This window comes from Halomonas sp. 5021 (genome assembly GCF_036663435.1).
Lineage (GTDB): Bacteria > Pseudomonadota > Gammaproteobacteria > Pseudomonadales > Halomonadaceae > Vreelandella > Vreelandella janggokensis.
In genome coordinates, this window is the sequence record NZ_JAXOVU010000020.1 from 1 (window position 1) to 24980 (window position 24980).

Annotated in this window: 23 protein-coding genes; 22 read left to right on the plus strand and 1 reads right to left on the minus strand. The window is 57.1% G+C overall.

All coding sequences use genetic code 11. The annotated features are described in order from the left end of the window. The 7 genes from R3F64_RS18490 to R3F64_RS18520 all read left to right on the plus strand — a co-directional run. Nucleotides 1–513: DNA polymerase III subunit gamma/tau C-terminal domain-containing protein (locus R3F64_RS18490; RefSeq protein WP_332613051.1), on the plus strand; the 513-nt coding region annotated here is incomplete at its 5' end. A gap of 36 nt (nt 514–549) precedes the next feature. After that, nucleotides 550–876, plus strand: coding sequence for a YbaB/EbfC family nucleoid-associated protein (locus R3F64_RS18495; protein ID WP_085917485.1), 327 nt, complete (start codon nt 550–552; stop codon nt 874–876). Nucleotides 877–879: 3 nt separating this feature from the next. Continuing rightward, nucleotides 880–1485, plus strand: coding sequence for a recombination mediator RecR (gene recR, locus R3F64_RS18500; protein ID WP_085917527.1), 606 nt, complete (start codon nt 880–882; stop codon nt 1483–1485). 49 nt (nt 1486–1534) lie between these two features. Beyond that, nucleotides 1535–2668: a ribonuclease D gene (gene rnd / locus R3F64_RS18505; protein WP_199285087.1), complete on the plus strand. Its 1134-nt coding sequence runs from the start codon at nt 1535–1537 to the stop codon at nt 2666–2668. Beyond that, the gene (locus R3F64_RS18510) at nt 2665–2970 is read left to right on the plus strand and encodes a YcgL domain-containing protein (RefSeq protein ID WP_264826296.1); all 306 of its coding nucleotides are present in this window, start codon (nt 2665–2667) and stop codon (nt 2968–2970) included. The genes rnd and R3F64_RS18510 overlap by 4 nt, the downstream gene beginning before the upstream one ends. Beyond that, a complete protein-coding gene (locus tag R3F64_RS18515; protein WP_264826295.1) occupies nt 2967–3560 on the plus strand; it encodes an acyl carrier protein phosphodiesterase in 594 nt (197 codons plus the stop codon). The genes R3F64_RS18510 and R3F64_RS18515 overlap by 4 nt, the downstream gene beginning before the upstream one ends. Nucleotides 3561–3570: 10 nt before the next feature. Further along, nucleotides 3571–4026, plus strand: coding sequence for a YcgN family cysteine cluster protein (locus tag R3F64_RS18520; protein WP_085917489.1), 456 nt, complete (start codon nt 3571–3573; stop codon nt 4024–4026). A gap of 26 nt (nt 4027–4052) precedes the next feature. Here R3F64_RS18520 and R3F64_RS18525 read toward each other — a convergent pair whose 3' ends face one another. Further along, the gene (locus R3F64_RS18525; RefSeq protein WP_332613053.1) at nt 4053–6134 is read right to left on the minus strand and encodes a S9 family peptidase; all 2082 of its coding nucleotides are present in this window, start codon (nt 6132–6134) and stop codon (nt 4053–4055) included. A gap of 62 nt (nt 6135–6196) precedes the next feature. On the opposite strand from R3F64_RS18525, the gene R3F64_RS18530 reads away from it, so the two are divergent. The 15 genes from R3F64_RS18530 (at nt 6197) to R3F64_RS18600 (ending at nt 24972) form a co-directional block, all read left to right on the plus strand. Further along, a complete protein-coding gene (locus R3F64_RS18530) occupies nt 6197–6622 on the plus strand; it encodes a hypothetical protein (RefSeq protein WP_085917491.1) in 426 nt (141 codons plus the stop codon). Between the two features lie 19 nt (nt 6623–6641). Then, entirely contained in the window at nt 6642–7427 is a 786-nt protein-coding gene (locus R3F64_RS18535) for a class II glutamine amidotransferase (RefSeq protein ID WP_332613056.1), read from the plus strand. A 140-nt stretch (nt 7428–7567) separates the two neighbouring features. Further along, nucleotides 7568–9247, plus strand: a complete 1680-nt coding sequence (locus R3F64_RS18540) for an AMP-binding protein (protein ID WP_085917493.1) — start codon at nt 7568–7570, stop codon at nt 9245–9247. 196 nt (nt 9248–9443) lie between these two features. Further along, nucleotides 9444–13355, plus strand: coding sequence for an ATP-dependent RNA helicase HrpA (hrpA, locus tag R3F64_RS18545; protein ID WP_442908843.1), 3912 nt, complete (start codon nt 9444–9446; stop codon nt 13353–13355). A 96-nt stretch (nt 13356–13451) separates the two neighbouring features. Further along, entirely contained in the window at nt 13452–14573 is a 1122-nt protein-coding gene (locus R3F64_RS18550) for a beta-ketoacyl-ACP synthase III (RefSeq protein ID WP_085917494.1), read from the plus strand. A gap of 67 nt (nt 14574–14640) precedes the next feature. Continuing rightward, the gene (locus tag R3F64_RS18555; protein ID WP_199285429.1) at nt 14641–15396 is read left to right on the plus strand and encodes an MlaA family lipoprotein; all 756 of its coding nucleotides are present in this window, start codon (nt 14641–14643) and stop codon (nt 15394–15396) included. A gap of 8 nt (nt 15397–15404) precedes the next feature. Next, nucleotides 15405–16595: a PP2C family protein-serine/threonine phosphatase gene (locus R3F64_RS18560; RefSeq protein WP_085917496.1), complete on the plus strand. Its 1191-nt coding sequence runs from the start codon at nt 15405–15407 to the stop codon at nt 16593–16595. Beyond that, nucleotides 16585–17100 (plus strand): STAS domain-containing protein, encoded by a 516-nt coding sequence (locus R3F64_RS18565; RefSeq protein WP_085917497.1) that lies wholly within the window; start codon nt 16585–16587, stop codon nt 17098–17100. The genes R3F64_RS18560 and R3F64_RS18565 overlap by 11 nt, the downstream gene beginning before the upstream one ends. A gap of 157 nt (nt 17101–17257) precedes the next feature. Beyond that, a complete protein-coding gene (locus R3F64_RS18570; RefSeq protein WP_085917498.1) occupies nt 17258–18451 on the plus strand; it encodes a multidrug effflux MFS transporter in 1194 nt (397 codons plus the stop codon). After that, nucleotides 18448–19182, plus strand: a complete 735-nt coding sequence (locus R3F64_RS18575) for a sulfite exporter TauE/SafE family protein (protein ID WP_264826287.1) — start codon at nt 18448–18450, stop codon at nt 19180–19182. The genes R3F64_RS18570 and R3F64_RS18575 overlap by 4 nt, the downstream gene beginning before the upstream one ends. Before the next feature lie 140 nt (nt 19183–19322). Further along, the gene (locus R3F64_RS18580; RefSeq protein WP_264826286.1) at nt 19323–20333 is read left to right on the plus strand and encodes a PstS family phosphate ABC transporter substrate-binding protein; all 1011 of its coding nucleotides are present in this window, start codon (nt 19323–19325) and stop codon (nt 20331–20333) included. Nucleotides 20334–20505: 172 nt separating this feature from the next. Beyond that, complete coding sequence (pstC, locus tag R3F64_RS18585; protein WP_199285089.1) at nt 20506–21756, plus strand: phosphate ABC transporter permease subunit PstC; 1251 nt, start codon at nt 20506–20508, stop codon at nt 21754–21756. A gap of 18 nt (nt 21757–21774) precedes the next feature. After that, nucleotides 21775–22941 carry a phosphate ABC transporter permease PstA gene (gene pstA, locus R3F64_RS18590; RefSeq protein WP_264826285.1) on the plus strand — a complete coding sequence of 389 codons (1167 nt, stop codon included), beginning with the start codon at nt 21775–21777 and terminating at the stop codon, nt 22939–22941. A 26-nt stretch (nt 22942–22967) separates the two neighbouring features. Then, on the plus strand, nt 22968–23807 hold the full coding sequence (gene pstB / locus R3F64_RS18595; RefSeq protein ID WP_085917503.1) for a phosphate ABC transporter ATP-binding protein PstB: 840 nt from the start codon (nt 22968–22970) through the stop codon (nt 23805–23807). A 133-nt stretch (nt 23808–23940) separates the two neighbouring features. Next, nucleotides 23941–24972 carry an ArsJ-associated glyceraldehyde-3-phosphate dehydrogenase gene (locus R3F64_RS18600; protein ID WP_332613064.1) on the plus strand — a complete coding sequence of 344 codons (1032 nt, stop codon included), beginning with the start codon at nt 23941–23943 and terminating at the stop codon, nt 24970–24972. The last annotated feature ends 8 nt before the right edge of the window (nt 24973–24980 follow it).

Sequence of the window (24980 nt, forward strand, 5' to 3'; positions counted from 1 at the left end):
GAGCCAGAGCCAGAGCCAGAGCCAGAGCCAGAGCCAGAGCCAGAGCCAGAGCCAGAGCCAGAGCCAGAGCCAGAGCCGTCTACGCAAGTCAGTGCTTCCAAGCCCACGGGCGAGTACTGGGATCATGCGCAATGGCTTGAGCAGTTCGATGCCCTTGGGCTGGGTGGTCTGACCCGTAACCTGGCCGCCCATTGTCAGTTGGTCAATGACGACGGGCACACCTTGACGCTGCGGTTAGCGCCTAGCCAGTCGGCGATGCAAGCCGAGGTTCACCAGACGCGCATCGAGAAGGCGCTGGCTGAGCTGGGAGTAAAGCGCCGAGTGGTGTTTCATGTGGAAGCCCTTGCCGAGGCTCTGGAAACCCCTCGGCAACGCGAAGTGCGTTGTCAGGCTGAGCGTCACGCTCAGGCGGTTGATGTATTGCAGCGCGACCCCCATGTAGTAGAGTTAATTCAGGCTTTCGGCGCACAGCTTGTCGAAACCAGTGTCAAACCTGTTGAAGCGTCGCGCTAACGCTGTGCGATCCACTGATGATTGGAGAGTCTTACCATGATGAAAGGCGGCATGGGCAACTTGATGAAACAAGCCCAAGAGATGCAGGAAAAAATGCAGCGTGCCCAGGAAGAAGTGGCCGAGGCAGAAGTATTGGGCGAAGCCGGGGCCGGCATGGTCAAGGTGACCATGAATGGCCGTCATGACGTGATTTCGGTCGATATCGACCAGAGCGTCATGCAGGAAGACAAAGAACTGCTGGAAGATCTTCTGGCCGCTGCCGTCAACGATGCAGTGCGCAAAGTCGAGGTCAGTTCGAAAGCCAAAATGGAAGAAGCCACTGCCGGGCTCGACCTGCCCCCCGGCTTCAAAATGCCATTTTAAATGATGCGGTTTTCTCCGCTAGTCGAGCAACTGATGGAGGCTTTTCGCGTCTTGCCGGGCGTGGGGCCCAAAACAGCACAGCGAATGGCCATGCACCTGCTGGAAAGGGACCGCCCCGGCGGCCAGAAACTGGCGTCCACCATCCAGCAGGCGATTGACGAAGTTGGCTACTGTCGGCGTTGTCGAACGCTGACAGAAGCCGATATTTGCGCGTTGTGTGAAAGCCCGCGACGTCATGATCACCTGCTATGCGTGGTGGAATCACCTGCCGATCAATTGGCGATTGAAGAAGCCGGTGGTTTTCAGGGTCGCTATTTCGTCCTTCACGGCCACCTGTCGCCGCTGGATGGTATTGGACCTGATGCCATCGGTCTGGATGTGCTTGAAGCTCGTGTCGCGGAAGGTCAAATCAGCGAAGTGGTGCTTGCCACCAACCCCACGGTGGAGGGCGAAGCCACCGCACACTACATTGCTGCCTTGCTGGCGAATCATGGTGTGACGCTATCGCGGCTCGCCTACGGTGTCCCCATGGGCGGTGAGCTGGAGTACGTAGACGGCGGCACGCTTAGCCGAGCGTTCAACGGCCGTCAGCCGTTCAGTAGTGAATAACTTATCTTAAGCAAGCGCTCAGGCGGTTGTGTGAACAGGGAATAGACTTTTGTCCTCATTTCAACCCGCTGACATCAGCTGGATTGCCTCGCCGCAGGCCCTTGATGACGCCTGCCAGCAGGTGGCCGATGCCCCTGTCATTGCGTTGGATACGGAGTTTTTCCGCGAGAAAACTTTTTTTCCCATCCCGGCGCTAATCCAGTTCAGTGCGGGTGAGCATGCGTTTCTGATCGATCCGCTGGCAACGCCTTGTACCGATGCCTTTCGAGCATTGCTGCAGAACCAAGCAATCAAGCTGCTGCATGCCTGCAGTGAAGACCTGGAAGTGTTTCAAATCTGGGCAGGTGTCTTGCCAAGCCCGTTGATCGATACCCAGGTGGCACAGGGGTTTCTGGGTGAAAATCCCAGCATGGGATACCAGAAGCTGGTTGAGGCCTGGGTGGGTAGAACCCTGCCCAAGGAAGAAACCCGCTCCAACTGGCTGGAACGACCATTGTCCTCCGCGCAGTGTGAATATGCCGCTCTGGACGTTATTTACCTGCTCGATGTATGGGCAAAACAGCGTGAGCAGCTTGAGCACCTTGACCGGTTTGCCTGGCTGGAGAGCGACTGCCGCCAACTGATCGACCAGGCAGGCCGCAGTGATGACAACGACACACAGTGGTACACCCGGCAACGCCAGCTATGGCGACTTACCGCCCCTCAGCTGAAAGCGTATCAGTTGATGACCACCTGGCGGGAAGGCGAGACCCGTCGTCGCGACATACCGCGCAACTGGTTGATAAGCGATAAACACTTGATGGCCATCGCCGAGGCGATGCCCGCCAATCGCTATGAACTGGCCCGTGTTGAAGGTATGACACCACCGCTGGTCAAGAAGGAGGGTGATGCTCTGCTGGGATTCGTCAAGCAGGCCCAGCATACGCCCAGCGAAGTATTGCCCACGCCCTGGCCGGATCCGATGCAGCCAGCTTTCAAGCATCGGTTCAAGGCGTTAAAGAAAGTGGTTAAAGGCCACGCTGATGAACTGGGACTTGCGCCTGAGGTTTTGCTGCGCCGCCGTGATCTCGAGGCGTTGGTCATGCAATCGCTGGCGGGGACACCGTTAACCCTTCCCACCGGTTGGCGAGGTGAGCGGCTGAATGATGATCTGACGAAGGCGTTGGAGGCGCAAGCTGAGTGAGCGATAAACTGTTGTGTGAGATTTTCAAAAGCTCGCGTAAAGAGGAGATGTATCTTTACGTTGATAAGCGTCAGGGACTCACGCATGTCCCCGAACCGCTACTGACGTCGTTTGGCAAACCCCAGGCGTTGCTCACCATGATCTTGACCGCTGATAAAAAGCTGGCGCGTGCCAGTGCTGCAGACATCATCGAGGCGATTGATTCCCAAGGTTTTTATCTGCAGATGCCGCCTGGCAATGAAACGAACTTGTTGACCGAGCACTTGGCCCAGCAGCGTTCCGGCAACCCGTCAGACGAATGAATTTTCTGGCCCACGCCTGGCTTGCCCGCGACGGCAGTGATGACTTTCTCTACGGCAACCTGATTGCGGATGGCGTAAAAGGTCGCGATCTGGCCGTCTGGCCTGATGATACGGCACTGGGGATCCGTCACCACCGCCGTGTGGATGCCTGGGTGGATGGGCATCCATGCGTCAAGGCGGCGTTACGTCGGTCGCCTCCCGCTCAGCGACGCTTTATGGGCATTGCATTGGATATTGTCTGGGACCACTTTCTCTCCCTTGAGTCCCATGCCGACGCCTCGCAGCCGGTACTGATCGAGCGGTGCTATCGACTGCTGAATGAGCGTTCCGCGCCTGACCGTCTGGCCCCCATGGTGGAGCCCTTGATCTCCCACGACTGGCTGCGCCGCTATGCCGATTTTGATTTTACCTGCCAGGCCATTGCCGGCGTTGGCAGGCGGCTTTCGGGACCCAATCGGCTGGCGGAGCTTGTCCCATGGCTGCACGAGGATTACGCTCGATTGAAGAGCGATTTTGATGAACTCTGGCCCGCGCTTTTTGATGCGCTAGGTACCGAGCGTCGTTTCCCAACGCATACGAGTAGCAAGTGAAGGTGATCCAATGACAGGCGCGTTACGTGAGCGCTTTTGGGAGCGTTATACGCTGGAAGAATTGACCACGCCCGAGTGGGAGGCACTCTGTGACGGCTGCGGGCAGTGCTGTCTGTTGAAGCTGCACGATGAGGAGAGCCAGGAGCTGGCCGTGCTCAATGTGGCCTGTCGGCTGCTGGATACCCACAGTTGCCAATGCAGCGATTACGAAAATCGTTTTGACTTCGTCCCCGACTGCACTCAGCTAACCCCCGAACTGGTGAAAGAATTCACCTGGTTGCCGTCAACCTGTGGCTACCGGCGCGTCGCCGAAGGGCGAAAGCTGGCTGGCTGGCATCCGTTACTCAGCAACGATGCCGAGCGAGTCCATCGCAAAGGGGTGAGCGTGAGAAGCTATGCGGTTTCGCAAGATGATGTTCCCGAAAACCAGTTGGAATCCCACATCATCGCCGTATTACCCATGTAACATGCCTTCCTTGGCATCGCTGTGTCTTAATCCATCAAACCCAGTGCCCAGAGGATAAAGGCATCCTGGCGAGCGGCGTCCCGCCACGCCTTGAAACGACCGGAGGCGCCACCGTGACCGCTGCTCATGTCAGTGTGTAGCAATACCGGGGCGTCGCCTTGCTGGAGTTGACTGACGCGCGCATAGAATTTGGCCGGCTCCCAGTAGCTAACCCGGGTATCAAACCAGCTGCCTTCGAGCCAAAGCGCCGGGTAGCGCTGTGCCGTCACATTATCGATGGGCGAATAATGGCGGATGCGCTCGGCCACCTGCGGGTCGGCCGGATTGCCCCATTCGCTGTATTCGGCGGTGGTCAGCGGCAGTGCCGGATTCTGCATGGTGCGCAGCACGTCCAGAAACGGCACCTCGAGGACACCGGCGCAAAACGACTCAGGGGCTCGGTTGAGGCAGGTGCCGACAAGCAGGCCGCCCGCGCTTGCGCCACAGGCGACAACTCGCTGGGGATCGCTCAAGCCTTGTGCCACCAGTGCATCGCGGGCGGCTAGAAAATCGTCAAAGCTGTGTTCCTTGTGGGCCATTTTGCCGTCCAAATACCAGGGTTCGCCGCGTTCGCCGCCTCCTCGCACGTGGGCCACGGCAAAGGCGACACCCCGTTCGAGCAGTTCCAGGCGGGCAATGGAAAACCATGGGTCAAGCGGTTCACCGTATGCGCCATAGCCATATAGCAGAGTGGGCAGCGGCTGGTTGGCCAGGTCGCGGCGAGTGACAACCGAGACGGACACACGCTGGCCGTCGGCACTGGTCGCCCATACCCGCTGACTGACGAGCTGCTCGGGTGCCAGGCTGCCATATACCGGCACGCGTTTGAGCAGCGTGCGCTCCCCGGTGGTCAGGTCCAGGGCATACCAGCTCGGCGGACGGGTAAACGATTCCTCCCTTAGGCGCAGCTCTTGGGTGTCAAAGTGGGGCGCGTCCTCAAGCAACTGTGAGCAAAGCAACTCGGGTTGGGCGAGGTAGTCGTCCCGGGTGATCTGCTGGTGTGGATTAATGTCCAGACGACGCAGTCTCACCTGTGCTTGATCATGATCGCGTTCAGCCAGTATCAGCCCCCAGGCGAAAGCATCAACCCCCTCCAGGGTCGCATCTTCCCGCGCCGGGACGAGGGGCTGCCAAGCAGGCAGGTCGCTATCCAGTTCATCGACGGGCAAAACATCCAGTTGGAAGTGGGTGCTGGCCTGGTTATGCAGTCGATAAAACACGCCGGGACGATGGTCTATCGTATACTCAACGCCTGGTTGGCGAGGCTGGAGGCAGCGTGGGGGATGGGTTGGCGTTCGGGCTGGCACCAGATGGACTTCACTGGTGTCCTTGGAGGCGCTTTCAAGCACCAGCCACTCCCGCGAACGGGTTTTGCCCATGCCCAGCCAAAATTCGGGGTCGTCCTCGCGCAGCAATAACGTCGCTGTCTGTGAGTGCGGTGTCTGGTCAAGGCTGATCGGCAGGCACCAAATGCTGTCCGGACGTTGAGTGTCGTCGAAGCGGGTAAACAATAGCGATGCATTGCCAGCGGTCTGGTCTTCTGCCCAGCAGATGCCGGGGCCGATGTCGCTGAGCAACTGGACCGGTTGGCCGTCAGGCAGACGTTTCAGCCACAGGGTAAAACGCTCGTCCCCCTGAGTGTCGTCGGTCCAGGCCAGCCATGCTTCATCAGGTGACAGCGCCATGTCGCCCATTTCGTAGAATGGCTGCCCGGCGGCAAGGTCGGGCACTGCTAGAATGCAGTCTGGGGCATCGGGCTGGCCGTTAGGGTGACGCCACCAGCGGGGGTATTCCTCGTCGGCCGCTGTCTCGCTCCAGAACGTAAAGTGGTCGAGTGTTGTCTGAAGACTGGTAACTGCGAGTTCCCGCCGGCGCAGGTGGCTTTCATAAAGCGCATCGGCAAGCGGTTCCAGAGGTTTGAACCATTCGGCATGCTGTTGGTTTGCCGCGGTTAAAAAGCGGCTGACATCAGCGCAGTCACGTTGCTCTAGCCAGTGCCATTGTGGGTCATCCGCGCGAAAATAGGCGCTGACCGGGTGGTCGTTGTTCAAAGCTGGCTGTGCTTTCATAAATTGATAGGTACCATAACGGGAAATCTACGGTGGGTGAATGCACCCTCATGAGGAGTATTATGCTGTTTGCTGATTCAATGTCACTGTTGTGGTTAAGTTATTACGGTCTGTCGCTGGTCGTGTTCGTGGCCGTTTATTTTGCGTTCGCCTTTTTGCCCAGGCTGCCACGCCTGTTGCTGACATGGTGCATTGGCGGCGCGATGTGGGCGCCTGCGCCATTCCGGCTACCCCTGGTTGAAGAGGGTGAGTTTTACACGGGTTGGGCGCCTTCCGCCATGGTCGCCGCTGTGGGATTTTTAGAGAGCAACGGTGGCGCCCTGCGTAATGGCCTGCTGTGCTTACTGCTTGGCATGGCAATCGGTGGTGTTGTGGGGGTCGCGTTGTGGTGGCGCGGGCGTAACAAGTTCGTGGATGAGCCTGCTGTCGAGGAAAAAGAGCCCAGCGACCCCGAAGAAACGCGCCGCCGTGAACCGGTCATCGGCTAAGCCACACAGGAGCGCGTCGATGTGTGAGCTGCTGGGAATGAGCGCCAATGTGCCCACCGATATCTGTTTCAGCTTCGCGGGGTTTCTGCACCGGGGTGGGGGAACAGGGCCACACCGCGACGGGTGGGGCATTGCCTTCTATGAAGAAGGGGGCTACCGGGAGTTTCGCGACCCCCATCCGTCGGTAGACTCGCCCATCGCACGACTGATCTGCGATTACCCGATCAAATCCAATGTCGTGATCAGTCATATCCGTCAGGCCAACGTCGGTGAGGTCACCTTGGCCAATACCCATCCGTTTACCCGTGAAATGTGGGGGCGGCCCTGGTGCTATGCCCATAATGGTCAATTGAACGACTGGGAGCCTTTGCCGCTGGGCTTTTACACCCCGGTGGGCAGTACGGACAGCGAGCATGCTTTCTGCTGGCTGATGAGCGAGTTAAGGCGTGCCTTTCCAACCCCGCCAAGAGAGCAGGCGCCACTTTGGCAAACGCTCCATGGTTTATGCGAGCGGCTGCGAACGCTGGGTGTTTTTAATCTGCTCCTCTCTGACGGAACGTACCTCTATACCTACTGTTCAACTAAGCTTGCTCATATTACCCGTGCTGCGCCCTTTGGCGAGGCTGAACTGTCCGACGCCGAACTAACGGTCAATTTTGCCGAACATACCACGCCCAACGATATCGTGTCGGTGATTGCGACCGAACCCTTGACCCACAATGAACAGTGGTACCGCATGCAACCAGGGGAGCTACTGGTATGGCGTGATGGATGCATTCAGGCGCGTTATTCGAGCCAGGCCTGATGCGAGGTTAGGGCTAAAGTTGAAACGTAAGTTTCAATCGATCGTTTTACAGTGGTAGGCCAGTCGTATATCGTTGCGTTTTCGCGACTCGACAACAACAAGGTCGGTGACGACATCGACATGGAAACTGGAGATTGCCCATGAGCGAACAAGCTGATGCCCCTATTCTGCGTGGCCCCGCGCTTGAGGGTTTAGAGCGGTACGGTGCGGTTACCGACGTTTTCCACTCGGCGGTTGAACGTTTCAAGGACAAGTCGGCGTTCAGCTGCATGGGAAAAACGCTCAGCTTCGCTGACCTTGACAGACTGTCGGCCAATTTTGCTGCCTGGTTACAGCATGAAACCGACCTGGTGCCGGGTGACCGAATCGCCATTCAATTACCCAACGTGCTGCAGTTCCCCGTTGCGGTATTTGGCGCGCTGCGCGCGGGCCTGGTAGTAGTGAACACTAATCCGCTCTATACCGAGCGCGAAATGGCCCACCAGTTCAAGGATGCCAACGCCAAGGCGATCGTGATTCTGGCCAACATGGCGGACAAGCTTGAACGTGTTCTCGATAAAACCGAGATCAAGCATGTGGTGGTGACCGAGCTTGCCGACCTGCACGACTTCCCCAAGCGGTTGCTGATCAACAGCGTGGTCAAGTACGTCAAGAAAATGGTCCCTCGCTATTCGTTGCCCCAGGCGGTGACATTTCGCGACGCATTGAATAAAGGGCAGGCCTTGAGTCACCGCGAGATCACTCGCGAGCAGGAAGATCTGGCCGCACTGCAATACACTGGCGGAACCACCGGCATGCCCAAAGGGGCGATGCTGACCCACCGTAACCTCGTCGCCAATATGCTGCAGGCTCGAGAAGCCATCGGTGGCAATCTGACCGACGGCAACGAGCTGGTGATTGCCCCCTTGCCCGTTTATCACATCTATACGTTTACTGTTAACTGCCTGTTTTTAATGGAAACTGGTAACCACTCGGTGCTGATTACCAATCCTCGTGACCTTGATGGTTTTATCAAGACCTTGAAAGGTATGCCGTTTACTGCCTTCATTGGTCTCAATACGCTGTTCAATGCGTTGTGCAACCGGGATGATTTCAAGCAGCTTGATTTTTCCAACCTGCATTTGACCATTTCCGGGGGCATGGCCCTGACGAAAGCTTCGGCGAAGCGTTGGGAGGAGGTCACCGGATGCCCGATCTCGGAAGGCTATGGACTGACCGAAACCTCGCCGATTGTCAGCTTCAATCCTTCGGATGCCATCCAGCTGGGCACCATCGGCAAACCGGTGGCAGGCACTGCGGTCAAAGTGGTGAATGCCGACGGTCAGGATCAGCCGCTGGGTGAGCCAGGCGAGCTGTGTGTCCAGGGGCCACAGGTCATGAAGGGTTATTGGCAACGCGAAGAGGAAACCCGTAACTCTATTGACGATGAGGGTTGGTTCTACACCGGTGATATTGCCGTGCTTCAGGAGGATGGCTACATCCGTATCGTGGATCGCAAGAAAGACATGATCCTGGTATCCGGGTTTAATGTTTACCCTAACGAGGTGGAAGACGTGGTCGCCGGGCATCCCGATATCGTAGAGTCAGCCGCGGTTGGGGTTGCCGATGAGGTGGCCGGTGAGGCGATCAAGCTGTTTGTAGTCAGCAAAAACCCCGAGCTGGATGCCGAAACGCTGCGTCGTTGGTGCAAGAGTGAGCTTACCGGCTACAAAGTGCCCAAGTACATCGAGTTTCGCGATGAGTTGCCCAAAACCAATGTGGGTAAAGTACTGCGCCGTCAGCTACGCGATGAAGATAGCCAAAAAGCTGCTTCGTCATAGGCAGCGCGACTTATGCGCTTGCCTGGCGAACGCGTTACAATGATCTGCCCGCTCAGTTGAGCGGGCAGACTTTTTTATAAGTGCCACCCTTTAAGTGCCCATAGGACCTGGATATATCGTGACCAACGACACGCCGCTCGCAACGACCTCTGATGCACAACGCCTCAAGACGCTTAAGTCCGCCGTGAACAACACGATGCGACGCGATGCCCAGCGTTTCGAGCGGCGGTTGGCCGGTTTGTCGCGTCGCCTGCAGGAGGGTAAGCCGATCGACCGGGGGCTGAACGAGCTGGAACCCGAGATGGCGCGTGCGCAGCAGGTGCTTCGTCAGCGAGATAACCAGTCGTTTGACTGGAACTATCCGCCCGAATTGCCGGTGGTTGAACGCCGTGAGGATATTCTCGCGGCGCTTCGCGACCATCAGGTGGTCGTCGTCGCGGGGGAAACCGGGTCGGGTAAAACCACCCAGTTACCCAAAATGTGCCTGGAGCTAGGGCGTGGCCGGCGTGGCCTGATAGGCCACACTCAGCCGCGTCGGCTTGCCGCACGCAGTGTGGCCACCCGGCTTGCCGAGGAATTGGCGGTGCCGCTTGGCGAGCAGGTGGGGTATCAGGTCCGGTTTACCGATCAGAGTAACGAGAACACCCTGGTCAAACTGATGACCGACGGGATTCTGCTGGCGGAAACCCAGCACGATCCGCTGCTACTGCGCTACGACACCATCATTATCGATGAGGCCCACGAACGCAGCCTCAACATCGATTTTCTGTTGGGCTATCTGAAACGTCTGCTGCCCAAACGCCCGGATCTGTCGATTATTATCACCTCGGCCACCATTGATGTAGCGCGATTTGCCGCCCATTTTGGCAATGCGCAGCGCCCTGCGCCGACGGTCGAAGTCTCCGGTCGGGCCTATCCGGTGGAGGTGCATTACCGGCCCTTGGTGCGCGACGGCGAGGACGAAGAGGACCGCACGCTGCAAGAGGGCATTCTCCACGCGGTCGAGGAAATCGAGGGGTTGGAACGTGAAAAGGGCTGGCAGCATGGCCCCCGCGATGTGCTGGTGTTCCTGCCCGGCGAGCGGGAAATTCGTGAAACGGCTGACACCCTGCGCCGGGCTGATTTGCGTGACTGTGAAGTTCTGCCGCTGTACGCGCGACTTTCCAACGCCGAGCAGAACCGGGTGTTCGCGCCCCATCGGGGTCGACGGATCGTGCTGGCGACCAACGTCGCCGAAACCTCGCTGACCGTCCCGGGTATCCGCTATGTGATCGACCCAGGGTTGGTGCGTATCAGTCGTTATAGCTACCGGTCGAAAATCCAGCGCTTGCCGGTCGAACCGGTTAGCCAGGCAAGCGCCAACCAGCGCATGGGACGCTGCGGGCGGATTGCCGAAGGCGTGTGTATCCGTCTATACGATGAGGACGATTTCCTGGCCCGCCCGGCGTTTACCGACCCCGAGATCCAGCGCACCAATCTTGCCTCGGTGATTTTATCCATGCTGGCCCTCAAGCTGGGCGATATTGAGGACTTTCCGTTTGTCGACCCGCCCGATAGTCGCTTTGTCAAAGACGGCTTCCGGCTGCTCTTTGAGCTTGGGGCTGTCGACGAGCGCCAGCGGCTCACGGGGCTGGGTCGCAAGCTCGCCCGGTTGCCGATAGACCCCCGTCTGGCCCGTATGGTGCTGGCAGGTAAAGAGCAGGGTAGCCTGCGCGATGTGTTGGTCGTGGTCTCCGCATTGGCGATTCAGGACCCCCGTGACCGTCCGGCGGACAAACGCCAGGCCGCCGATCAGGCCCACCAGCGCTGGCACGATCCGGACTCGGATTTCGTGGCGCTGTTGAACCTGTGGCATGGCATCGACAATGCCCGCGAGGCGCTATCAGGCAATCAGTTGCGCCGCTGGTGCCGGGACCACTACATCAATTACCTGCGCGTGCGCGAATGGCACGATACCTTCCGTCAGCTGCGTCAACTGCTGCGTGATATGGATATCGACGTGCCGGCACCGACGCCTGGCCCGGCGGATGAAAGCGAAGAGCAGGCCCGCCAGGCACGGCGTAAAACCTCCGGCTCGCTGCACAAAGCCCTGCTGACCGGGTTACTGTCCAACCTGGGTACGCTGCTGGAAAATCGCGAGTATTTAGGTGCGCGTAACCGCAAGTTCATGATTCATCCAGGCTCGGGGTTGGCCAAAAAAACGCCTAAATGGTTGATGGCCTTCGAGCTGGTGGAAACCTCCAAGCTGTTTGCGCGTACCGTGGCAAAGATTGATCCCCAATGGATCGAGCCGTTGGCTTCGCATCTGGTCAAGCGCAGCTACAGCGAGCCCCACTGGGAAATGAAGCGTGCCCAGGTCGTCGCGTTCGAGCAGGTGACCCTGTTTGGTTTGCCCATCGTGACGCGGCGCCGTGTGCATTACGGCCCGATTGCCCCGGTCGAGTCGCGGGAGCTGTTCATTCGTCGTGGGCTGGTAGAAGGTGAGTTTCACACCAAAGGCGAGTTTTTTGCTCACAACCGGGCGCTGATTGAAGAAGTTGAATCACTGGAAGATCGTGCCCGTCGTCGTGACATACTGGTCGACGAAGACACCTTGTTTGCGTTTTACGACGAGCGGCTTCCCAGCGACATCGTTAACGGCAAAGGCTTTGAGCACTGGCGCAAGCAGGCCGAAAAGCAGGATCCGTCGCTGCTCAAGTTCGATATGGAAGCGCTCAAGGCCCGCGACGCCGAAGACGTTACCCAGGCGCAGTACCCTGATCATCTGACCCTTTCGGGGGTTGCCTATCCGTTGAGCTATCATTTTGATCCCGACGCGGAGGACGATGGCGTCACGCTGACCGTCCCCGCAGCGATGCTGCCACAACTGCCGGAGCATGCCCTGGAGTGGCTGGTGCCAGGCTTGCTGCGCGAAAAATGCATTGCCTTGATGAAAGCCCTGCCCAAGAGCATTCGCCGTCAGGTGGTACCCATTCCCGACTGGGTTGATGCAGCGCTGGAAACACTGGTGCCGGATGAGCGGCCCTTGACCGAGGCGCTGGGCGAGTTCATTCGCCAGCGCACAGGGACGCGTGTACACCCGGACGATTGGCGTTTTGATAACTTGCCGGCTCACCTGATGATGAATATCCGGGTGGTGGATCATGATGGCAAGACGCTGGGGCAGGGCCGCTCGGTGCGGTCGCTGGAAGCGGAGTTTGAAGCAGCGGCGAAGGCCGGCGCCCAGGCACTGTCCGAGCAGGTAAGCGAGGCACCGGATTTATCAGGGTTACCTGAGGAGCCCCTGCCAGATTCCCGCGTGACCACTCAGGCGGGTATTCGAGTGGAAGCTTACCCAGCATTGGTTAACGAGGCCGATACGTTTAAGGTAATGCTTTTTGACCATGCGGCAAAAGCCCAGGCGGCCCACCAAATGGGCGTGGCGCGTTTGGCGATGCAGCAATCCCCTGCCCAGGTCAAGATGATCAAGGCGCTGCCTGCGCTGGAAAAATGCGCGTTGCTGTTCACCAACGTGGGCAGCAAGCAGGCCCTGATCGACGATGTGTTAGTAGCGGTGTTTACCCAGACGGTGGCGCAATCGCCTATGCCGCGCTCGGCAGCCGAGCTGAACGAACGCCTGGCAGCGGTCAAGGGCGACCTGGTGCCCCACGCCGAGCAATTGCTGGGCCAGGTGGAAGCGGCTCTGAAAGGCCACTTGGCGGTCAGCAAGGTGTTAAAAGGCAAGCTGAACTTCGCACTGGCACTTGTCTATAGTGATGTGAAAGCACAAATGCAGCGTCTTGTTTACCCTGGCTTTATCACCCAGGCAGGGGAGTGGCTGTCAGAGTACCCGCGCTACACCGAGGCAGCATTGATTCGGCTTGAAAAAGCAGCCCGCGAACGGGGGCGCGATCAAATGCTGATGCAGGACGTTCAGGCGATGGAGGAAAAATTCGATGCACGTCGCGAAAACGAGCGCCGTGGGCGCGTGGAGGATCCATCACTCGTCGAGTTTGGCTGGTGGTTGCAGGAACTTCGCGTATCGTTGTTTGCCCAGCAGTTAGGAACACGAATGCCCGTTTCGGTGAAGCGACTGGAAAAACGTTGGCAAGAGATGATTAGCGTTTAGACGCGGGCTGGAAAAATGTGTGTGAAACGCACACAGTGATGATATTGGCGGCGGTTTAAGCTACCTGGCGCAAGCAGCCGTGAAAAGGAGATGTACATGACACATGTGGTGATAACCGGTACGGGGCTTTATACACCGGAACACGCCATTGATAATGCGTCGTTGGTTGCCGCATTCAACGCCTGGGTGGATCAGGAAAATACTCGCCATGCAGAAGCCATTGAGCAGGGGGAACGGGAACCGCTCGCTCATTCAAGTAGTGAGTTCATTGAAAAAGCGTCGGGCATCAAAAGTCGCTACGTATTGGATGCCGGCGGTATTCTTGACCCGGCGCGTATGCGTCCCAAACTGCCCCAGCGGCAAAACGACGAGCCTTCTATCCAATGTGACATGGCGCTTAGTGCTGCCCGTGAGGCATTAGCCAGTGCCCAGGTGGATGCTAGCGATATTGAGCTTGTGATTGTTGCCTGCTCCAACCTGGAGCGCGCCTACCCAGCTGTGGCGGTTGAACTTCAGCACGCGCTTGGCGCGGGTGGCTATGGTTTCGATATGAATGTGGCCTGCAGTTCGGCGACCTTCGCGATTGAAACCGCCGCGAACGCCATTGCATCGGGTAGCGTGAAGCGTGCGTTGATCGTGAATCCTGAAATATGCTCCGCACACCTCAATTTTACTGACCGCGACAGCCACTTTATTTTTGGTGATGCGTGTACCGCGATGGTGCTGGAAGACGCTGCGTGTGCGTCCGCCGACGAAGCCTACGAGATTCTGGGGACCCGGTTGGCGACGGCATATTCCAATGCCATCCGTAATAATGCCGGATTTTTGAATCGCGTCACCGATAGTGATCCGCTGGCGGAAGATAAACTGTTCGTTCAGGAAGGGCGCCGCGTTTTCCGCGAGGTATGCCCCATGGTGGCGTCAATGATCGCGCAGCATCTGGCATCGCTGGAGTTACAGGGAAGCGATTTGAAGCGCCTCTGGCTGCATCAGGCAAACCGCCACATGAACGATATGATTGCGCGCAAAGTGCTCGGTTACGACCCCAGTGAGGAACAGGCGCCGATCATTCTTGACCGCTATGCGAATACCAGCTCAGCAGGGTCGATCATTGCGTTTCATTTACACCGTGAATCGTTGGAGGCGGGTGACATTGGTGTTATCTGCTCTTTCGGTGCGGGGTATAGTGCGGGCAGTGTGGTTGTCAGGCGCCAATGAGTCGCTTGCAGATACAAAATGCAAAACAGAGGAACGCAGTATGCCTAGGGTAGGGACATTTCATTTGATGCAGCGATGTCTATGGGGGGTCGCCTTGGCCTCGACGATAGCGCTTGGTGGTTGTGCCAGCACCGGCTCAACCGGTTCGGAAACCTCGCAAGCGTCTAGTCCGGATGACCCCTGGGAAGGCTTTAACCGTAAAGTGTTTGTCTTCAATGATGTGCTTGATCGCTATGCGTTGAAGCCGGTTGCCACGGGATACCGCACGATCACCCCCGACCCGTTACAGCAGGGGGTAGGTAATTTTTTCAGCAACTTGGGTGAGATTCGCACGACGCTCAATAGCCTTTTACAGGGCAAGCCAGCCAACGCCGGGCGCTCGACCTCGCGCTTTTTGGTCAACTCGACCATGGGGCTGGGTGGGCTATTCGATATTGCGTCACTGATGCCCATTGAAGCCGATGAAGAAGACTTTGGCCAAACCCTGGCGACATGGGGGTGGGAAGACTCACGCTATCTGGTGCTGCCGCTGCTCGGGCCCAGCACGCTGCGTGACACATCCGGATTGCCTGCCGATATGGCAGCCTACCCGGTCACTTACGTTGATGATGACGCGGTGCGAGCGGGCCTGACGGCACTGAATATCGTTGATACACGAGCCGGTCTGTTGGATCAGGAAGAATTGATCCAGGGCGATCGCTACCGGTTTATTCGGGACGCCTACCTCCAGCGTCGTCAATTTGAAATTAGCGATGGCGAACTCGGGGATGATCCGTTTTCTGCCGATGACTTTGAATTTGATGATGCCGACTTCGCCGACTGAGGCTTGCCATGGCGCATAAGCAGCTGATTGCGGTGATCGATGAACCCGGTTCAGAGCGCGATGCGCTTGCCGAGGCGATTACCTGCGATGGTATGTGGGTATATGCAGCGGACAATATTGCGCATCTACCGGACGAAACCGCTCTGATTGTGGCCCATGCCCGGGCGGTTCCCCGTCAGCAGTGGTCGCAGTTGACCCATCAACTGCCCACGCTGGTAGTGAGCGACTCGCGCCAGGATGCCGACTTGATCAAAGCGGTGGACGTTGGGCTGGTCGACTACATTGTCCACCCATTGAGACACGCTGAACTCCTTCGGCGCATGATCCGCAAGGCGATCGAACTGGACGTGCTTGAAAAAGCCCGTGCCAGGGATCACGAGCGATTGGCCGAGCTGAACGAAAGTCTGGAAACCCATCTGGCATTGCTGCGTATGGACCAGCAGAGCGGGGGGCATATTCAACGTCGCCTGCTACCGCCGCGCCCCAAGGTCATCAACGGTGTTTATTATGACTACTGGTTCGCGCCATCGCTTTATTTGTCCGGGGATTTTCTCGACTACCAGCGCTACAATTCGCGCTACAGTGCCTTTTACTTTGCTGATGTATCAGGCCATGGGGCGTCCTCGGCATTTGTCACGGTATTGTTAAAGTATCTCTGCAATCGCTGGCTAGGGGAGTGGGATGGTATTGAGCCAGACAAACTGCCCAGTCAATGGCTGGCGGCGATGAATCGAGAGTTACAGGGTACTGATATTGGTAAGCACGCCACATTATTTGTTGGCGTTATTGACCATGAGGCGCATACTCTTCACTATTCGCTCGGAGCACAGCTGCCGATGCCCCTATTGGTTTCGGGTGATCAACTGACGCGGTTGCCAGGTGAAGGGATGCCGGTAGGGCTGTTTCCTGATGTGGATTACCCCGTTCTCAGTTGTGAACTGCCGGAGGATTTTCGGCTATGGCTGTGCTCGGATGGCGTATTGGAGTGCTTGCCGGGTGATTCGCTCGACACGCGGCTCAGGGAGCTTGAGCAACTCGTAAGCGTGAGTACCACGCTTGAACAGCTTTGTGATCGACTGACCAACAACAACGCGCTATTAAGCAAACAGCGTGCTGGTGATGAGGACAGCCCTGATCGTGATGCTTTGCCCGACGACCTGACAATCATGATGGTGAGCGGATTTGGTCATGCTGACTGAAGAAGGTCGCATAAAAGCGGCGTTCGACTCTGGTGTTTTTGTTTTAAAATTGTGTGGCGATGTACGCTTGACACTGTGTGCCACCCTGGATACTCAGGCTCAGCGCTTGGCTGAGACGCCAGGGTTGAGCGCTGTAATGATCGATCTGCGTGAAGCGACAAACGTTGACTCCACGGCGCTTGGTTTTCTTGCCAAGGTGTCCATGGCGGTGAAAGGGCGCCTGGAACAGCCCCCGACGATCATCGTGGATAATCAGGACGTTCGCCAAATGCTTGATGTCATGGGGTTTGCGCGTTTTTTCACCTTGATGGAAGCCCCCCTTCAGCCTACGGCTGGCTTGAATAGTGCGTTAGAAGAATTGCCTGAAGTCCCGGCAGATGAGGAAGGCCTGCGTGAGAGGATTCTGGAAGCTCACCGTATTCTTATGCGCATGAACGAGCACAACCGCGAACAGTTTCAGCCGTTGGTGGAAATGCTCGAATCCCAAGAGACGCCCCACCACTGACGAGTCCGCACGCTGGCCTCAGACCCTTTTTCCCCCTCAATTATCATCTCCTTGACGGCCTTCGAGTGATCATGGCCGACAATGCAGCCTAAAAGGCATATAATTAGCGGCCTACCTTTATGCTGCAAGGGTGACTGCGGCCACCCTAAGGAGAGACATGGAACTCAATCCCCGGCGCGTCGCTATTCTGGTAGCCGCCAACACGGCGCTGGCTCCCTTTGCCATTGATGCCTATTTACCGGCAATGGCGGCCATTGCCGATACCATCAATGCGAGTATTCATCGTACCGAGCTTTCGATTAGCGTCTTCCTGTTCGGCTTTGCGCTGGGGCAACTGTGTTTCGGGCCCATGTCTGACCGGCTAGGTCGTAAGCCGGTGCTGATGAGCGGCCTGGTCGTGTTTCTGTGCGCAAGCTTGATGATTATGACCGCCGACACCCTTACCTCTCTGCTTGTTTGGCGGTTTGTACAGGCCTTGGGTGGCGGGGCCTGCGTCGTCAACTCGGCGGCGATTGTGCGCGACTGTTTCAGTGGTCGTGAAGCCGCCAGAGTGATGTCGACCATGGCCATGATCATGATGCTCGCGCCTCTGGTAGCCCCGGCGGTCGGCAGCCTGCTGCTGCACATGGCGGACTGGTGGCTGATCTTTGTGTTTCTCGCTGTGTATGCGGGGTTTCTTCTCTGGCTGTTGGGAACAAGGCTGCCCGAAACCCGGGATATGTCGTTGCCTGCAGCCTCGCCGCGCCAGGTGATTCGCAACTATGCCAGTGTGCTGCGCCATCGCGAGGGGATGGGGTATATCTGCGCCGTTGCCGCCTCGTTCGCTGGCCTGTTTGCCTTTGTGACAGCGTCGCCGTTTCTATATCTGGACTATTTTTCGTTGAGCCCGGGGGTGTATCCGTTCGTGTTTGGCGTCAACGTGGTCATGATCGCCGGTTCGAACCGAGTCAATATCTATCTATTGCGTAAACGCACACCCCAGCAAAATTTACGCTTGGGGCTGGCGGTTCAACTGGTCGCTGCAATGGGCTTGGTGGCTGCCACAGCGCTCAATATTGCTTCATTGGCCGTTGTCGTACCGCTGGTAATGCTATTTACCGGCATGATTGGCCTTATTACACCCAATGCCATTTCCTCGTTGCTGGATCATTTCGGCCACATCAGTGCCACCGCCACTGCCTTGTTAGGTGGTATTCAATTTAGCTGTGGTGCCCTGGCAGGCGCCATGGTGGGTCTCTTTGAAGTCGAACACCTATGGCCGATGGTTCTGACCATGCTGGCGGCTGCCCTGTTGGGCAACGTCGGTGTGCGCTTGCTGACGCCAGCGGCAACGGATGTGCGCTCGGGATGATCGAGGACGTTGTGACGTGGTTGGATATGTCGCCGAACACCTGGACGGGGTGTGCGCTGACCCTCGCGTTAGGCGCCTTTGTACAACGCGCCACTGGTTTTGGCTTGGCGGTTATTGGGGCGCCGCTGTTGTTGATGATAGAGCCGCGCCTGGTACCCGTGGTGTTGGTGCTTTTCGGGTTCACCGTGTCGCTAATAATGGTACGCCACTACCTGCACGAGGTACGCCTGGGGGCACTGGCCATGGCACTGGTGGGACGCTTGCCGGGCAATGCGTTGGGGCTTTGGCTGCTTATCGCAGCGCCAATGGTGGTATTGGAAAAGTTGATTGCTGCCATCGTTCTGTTTGCGGTATTTGTCACGCTATGCCGCGTGCGGGTGCCGGTCAATCGCGTGTCGTTATTTGGTGCGGGGGTATTCTCGGGGATTTTTGGCACTGTCGCTGCCATCGGCGGGCCGCCAATGGTCCTGCTAATGCATGGATTTGCCCCAGACCGACTGCGCGGCAACCTCGCGGCTTTCTTTATCATCACCTCGATGCTGACGCTCGCTACACTGGCGTTGGCAGGGCAGGTGGGTTTATGGCATTTGGGCGTGGCGGCAACGTTATTGCCCGCTGTACTGCTGGGGAATGCGCTCGCCGACAGGGTGGCGCATCGCATTGATCGGCAATGGCTTCAGGCGGCGTCGCTTGCGCTATGTACCCTGGCAGCCGTGGGGCTTTTGTTGTAATAAATGATGGCGTTGCGAGCCGTGATGAAAAATTTTAAAAAAATTATGTTGTGACATTGCTTGTCATGAAGCTGTCATCGAAGCGATGCAAAGTGTGCCTTGCGAAGGCAATATCCCTAACAGCTTCAGGAGTAATTCGCATGAACCGTATTCTCAAAACTACCGTGCTCGCGGCAGCTGTAATGAGCGTGGCAGGTGTTGCTCAGGCTCGTGATCAAATAAACATTGTCGGCTCTAGCACTGTGTATCCGTTTGCCAGCTATGTGACCGAGGAATTTGGCGCGACAACCAACTACCCGACGCCGGTCATCGAGTCTACCGGTTCAGGCGGCGGTTTGCGTCTGTTTTGTAACGGTGTTGGCGATGGCACCCCGGATATCACCAACGCATCGCGCCGCATGAAGCCGTCTGAGTTCGAGCGCTGTGCAGAGAACGGCGTGACCGATATTACCGAAGCCAAGATCGGCTCGGATGGTATCGTGCTTGGTCAGTCTAACGAAAACGATGTCGTGCCACTCACCCTTGAACACATCTTCATGGCTGTGGCCGCGCAGGTGCCCCAGGATGGCCAACTGGTTGAAAACCCCTACACCAACTGGAGCGAAATCGACGCTTCGCTGCCGGATCGCGAAATCTCCATCTACGGACCGCCCACCACTTCCGGTACCCGTGATGCTTTCGAAGAGCTGGTGATGGAAACCGCCTCCGAAGGTATGGATGCCTACGAAGAAGCCTACACTGACATCCGTTCTGACGGTGTCTACATCGACGCCGGTGAGAACGATAACCTGATCGTTCAGCGTCTCCAGGAAGACACCGGTGCCTTCGGTATCTTCGGCTATTCCTTCCTGGAAGAGAACACCAACACGCTGAATGCGGCAACAATCAACGGTGTTGAGCCGGAGCCCGAAGCCATCAGTTCTGGTGACTATCCGGTTGCCCGTTCACTGTGGTTCTACGTCAAGAACCAGCACGCTGACGAAGTGCCGCCCATGTACGAATACGTTGACATGTTCATGTCAGAACAGATGATTGGCGGCGACGGTTACCTCCGTGATCTCGGCTTGATCGTGCTGCCGGAAAGTGAGCGTGAAGAATGGCGCCAGCAAGTGGCAGACCGCGCTCAGTTGGAACTCTCTGACCTGCAATAACAGAGTGTTTAATTGAGAATGTGGCATCGGCCGGCAGCATAAGCTGTCGGCCTTTTATTTTGCGATTGATGTTGCGAGATCGGCTTTCGATTCGTTGACTGTCATATTGCTGTAATGTTTTTACCTCAAGATATTTCAAAATCGATTTCATCAGTAACGCGAGAGAGATTAGATGCAAACCAACCAGCTAGTTTTACTCTTTTGCACCGTGATCTTGCTGCTGGGACTTGCGGCCTTTTTTGCAGGTCGCACCAAGGCCTCGCGGGTTCGCAGCGGGGGAGGCAAGATGTTTGCCCAACCCGACCAGTATGCGTGGTTTGCCGTGCTCTCCACCGCAGGCCCCGCCATAGTCGTGGGGGCGGTGGGCGCCTTTATCATGCTTCTGCTGGGGGCGGATATACCCACCTTCTATCTTCTTGCCGCAAGCCTGGTGGTATCTGCCGCCGGTCTGGTGGTGGGGTTGGCGCAAGTGCGTGCTGATTTTCACGCCCGCCAGGCAATCGAAAAGGTGATACGACTGGCACTGGCGTCAGCGGCCCTGATCTCGATTTTTACGACCTTTGGCATCCTGATCTCGATCATCTCCGAGGCCATTCGCTTTTTCCAGATGCACAGTTTCTGGGAGTTCATCACCGGCACGACCTGGAGCCCGGGTGACAGCTTCCTGGCGGCTGCCGGTCGCGGCGACGGCGGTGGCGCCCAGTTCGGTTCGGTGCCGCTTTTCGCCGGTACCTTCATGATTACCGCCGTCGCCATGCTGGTGGCGGTACCGGTTGGCTTGCTCTCGGCGGTTTACATGTCCGAATATGCCCCCAGCAAGGTTCGTACCATCGCCAAGCCTGTGCTTGAGGTTCTGGCAGGTATTCCCACCGTGGTTTACGGTTTCTTCGCGGCAATCACTGTAGCACCCATCATCGTCGATGTTGCCGGTTTTTTGGGCCTAGAAGCTTCTTATAACAACGCGCTGGCACCGGGCATCGTCATGGGCATCATGATCATTCCGTTTATCTCATCGCTGTCGGATGACGTGATCAATTCGGTGCCCGATACCATGCGTCAGGGGTCGCTCGCGCTGGGCATGACCAAGGGCGAAACCATTCGCGACGTGGTGATACCAGCAGCGTTACCGGGGATTATTTCAGCGTCGCTTCTGGGTGTTTCACGGGCAATGGGGGAAACCATGATTGTGGTCATGGCGGCGGGTATGCGTCCCAACTTGACGGCCAACCCATTGGAAGACATGACCACCGTGACGGTGCGCATCGTGGCTGCACTGACCGGGGATCAGGAGTTTGAAAGCGCTGAAACCCTGTCTGCCTTTGCGCTTGGTCTGGTGCTGTTTGCCGTCACGCTGACGCTTAACCTGGTCTCGGTGCTGATGATCCGCCGCTTCCGTGAAAAATATCGCGTGAATAACCTGTAACGCCGAGGAACTGATTCGATGAGCCAAACTTTTGATGACATCAGCCAGCAGCTCAAGCGGCGTCACCGCAAGTCGAGCCGCTTAAAGTGGATCTCCATGGGCGCACTCGGTCTGGCAGGTCTGTTTTTGCTGCTGTTTTTCGCCGACATGCTCAATAAGGGTTTACCCGCCTTCCAACAGGCGTATGTTAATACGGAAATAAACTATACAGAGGAAGCGGCCTCCGATGCGCGGCAAGCAATTCCTGATGACCTGGTGCCCCTGGTCAGCCGCACCGAGATCCGTAGCATCCCACTGCAAATGCGTAATAACGAGGACCTTTTAGGGACGTCCGAGCAAAAATGGCTGTTGGCTAATAGTGAGGTAGACCAATACCTAAAGGGCAATCGTAATAGCCTGAGCGAAGAGGAACGTGCGGCCATTGATGAACGGGTTGAGTCAGGGCAGGTCGAGCTGGGATTTAACCACACCTTCTTTACAGAGGGTGACTCCAAATCCTCTGAGAGCGCCGGTATATTGGCAGCCGTCGTAGGCACCATCATGACCATGATCGTTACTTTGGCGATCTCCTTTCCGATTGGCGTGATGACGGCGGTGTATCTGGAAGAGTTCGCGCCGGATAACCGGATTACCCAGGCGATTGAAATCAATATCAACAACCTGGCGGCGATTCCCTCGATTCTGTTCGGTCTGCTGGGCCTCGCTATCTTTATCAACTTTTTTGGTGTGCCGCGCTCATCGCCGCTGGCCGGTGGTATGACACTGGCGTTGATGACCCTGCCGGTGATCATTATCTCGACGCGTGCGGCGCTGCGTAGCGTACCGGATTCGATTCGCCATGCGGCGTTTGGCGTGGGCTGTTCGCGTTGGCAGGTGGTGCGCGATCACGTATTGCCACTGGCAATGCCGGGTATCATGACCGGTTCGATTATTGGTCTGGCGCAAGCCATGGGGGAGACGGCCCCGTTGATCATCGTTGGGATGGTAGCGTTTATCCCAGATATGAGCGCCTCTTTTACTGAGGCAGCTACCGTGATGCCCGCGCAGATCTTTACCTGGGCCGGTGAGCCGGAGCCAGCGTTCGTGGAAAAAACCGCCGGCGGCATTCTGGTTCTTCTGGCAGTGCTCATTTCCCTCAACGCTTTCGCCGTGTTACTGCGCAAGAAATTTGAGCGTCGCTGGTAATCCAGCGCGTTAAAAAGGATATCGCTATGAATAGCCAAGCACCCGTAATGACTGAGCAAGATACGCCGAGCGTTGGTCAGCCCTATACGCGCAATGAACAGGCGTGCCATGACCTGAGTATCCGCATCCGCGACTTGAACCTCTGGTACGGCAAGAACCAGGCGCTGAAAAACCTCAATATCGACCTGTTCCAGAAAAATGTGACGGCGTTGATAGGGCCTTCCGGCTGCGGTAAGTCCACGTTCCTGCGCTGTCTGAACCGAATGAATGACCTTATTCCCAGTGTGCGCACCGAAGGGCTGGTGGAGATGGACGGCCACGACGTCAACGAGTCCAAAATGGACGAAGTGGCGCTGCGTCGGCGCGTGGGCATGGTGTTCCAGAAACCCAATCCATTTCCCAAGTCAATTTTTGAAAATGTCGCCTATGCGCCACGTATGCACGATATGGTCAGCCGTAAAGCCGAGCAGGACGAACTGGTTGAAAAAGCGTTGCGTGATGCAGGTCTCTGGGAAGAGGTGAAAGACAAGCTTCAGGAGCCGGGTACGTCGCTCTCCGGTGGTCAGCAGCAGCGGTTGTGCATTGCCCGGGCAATTGCCGTGCAACCTGACGTCATCTTGATGGATGAGCCGACATCGGCCCTTGATCCGATTTCCACGGCGACCATCGAGGATCTGATGGACCGCCTGAAAGAGAAATTCACCATTGTGACGGTAACGCACAATATGCAGCAGGCGGCGCGGGTGGCTGACTACACGGCGTTTTTCCATCTGGGGGAAATCATTGAGTACAACGACACGAAAGTGATGTTCTCAACCCCGGCCAAGAAAAAAACCGAAGATTACATTTCCGGACGTTATGGCTAAATAGCCCTCGCCAGTTAGGCCCACCGTTGGCACGGTGGGCCTGACGAAGGACGTGTTTTTTTACCCCTTCATATATGATTTTTCGTATATGAGCATTAAGCTTTATATGCGGCAAATAGCTTAGGAGGCTTCCATGGCACTACGTATCGGTATCAACGGATTCGGCCGTATTGGTCGACTGACACTGCGAAGTTTGTGGCCGCGGGTAGAAGCGGGTGAAGTGGAGCTGGCTCACATTAACGACCCTGGTGGTGATGCGGCGACCTTCGCGCACCTGCTTGAGTTTGACTCCGTGCATGGGCAGTGGTCACCGGGTGCCGGTATAGCCGCTGATCAGGACGCCATTGTGATCGACGGCGATTCGATCCCATTCAGCGCCAACAAGCAGATCGTGGATAGCGACTGGTCCGGTTGCGAGGTGGTCATCGAATGTTCGGGCATGGTGAAAAACACCGCTCAGCTTCAGCCGTATCTTGATCAGGACGTTGCCCGGGTGGTGGTAAGTGCGCCTCTGAAAGATGAGGACGCGTTGAACGTGGTTGTTGGCGTCAACGACCATCTCTTTGATCCCATTCAACACAAGATTGTCACTGCCGCCAGTTGTACCACCAACTGCCTGGCACCGGTGGTCAAGGTTATTCAGGAAGGCTTCGGTATTCGCCATGGCTCAATGACCACGGTACACGACATCACTAATACACAGACGATTCTCGACGCCCCGCATAAGGATCTACGCCGTGCCCGTGCTTGCGGCATGAGCCTGATTCCCACCACGACCGGCTCGGCGAAAGCCATTACTGCGATCTTTCCTGAGCTGGAAGGCAAGCTTAATGGTCATGCCGTGCGCGTGCCGCTGGCCAATGCGTCGCTGACCGATATGGTGTTTGAGCTGGAGCGCTCGGTCACAGTGGATGAGGTCAACCAGGCGCTCAAAGCCGCCGCCGATGGCTCGCTGGCGGGGATTTTAGGCTATGAAGAGCGTCCGCTGGTGTCGATCGATTACCGCACCGATCCGCGCAGCTCGGTTATCGATGCGCTCTCCACCATGGTGATCAACGGCACTCAGTTGAAACTCTACGCCTGGTATGACAACGAGTGGGGCTATGCCAACCGTACCGCCGAGCTGGCCCTGCAGGTAGGTGGCGAGCAGGTGGAGCGTGGCTGAATCTGCGT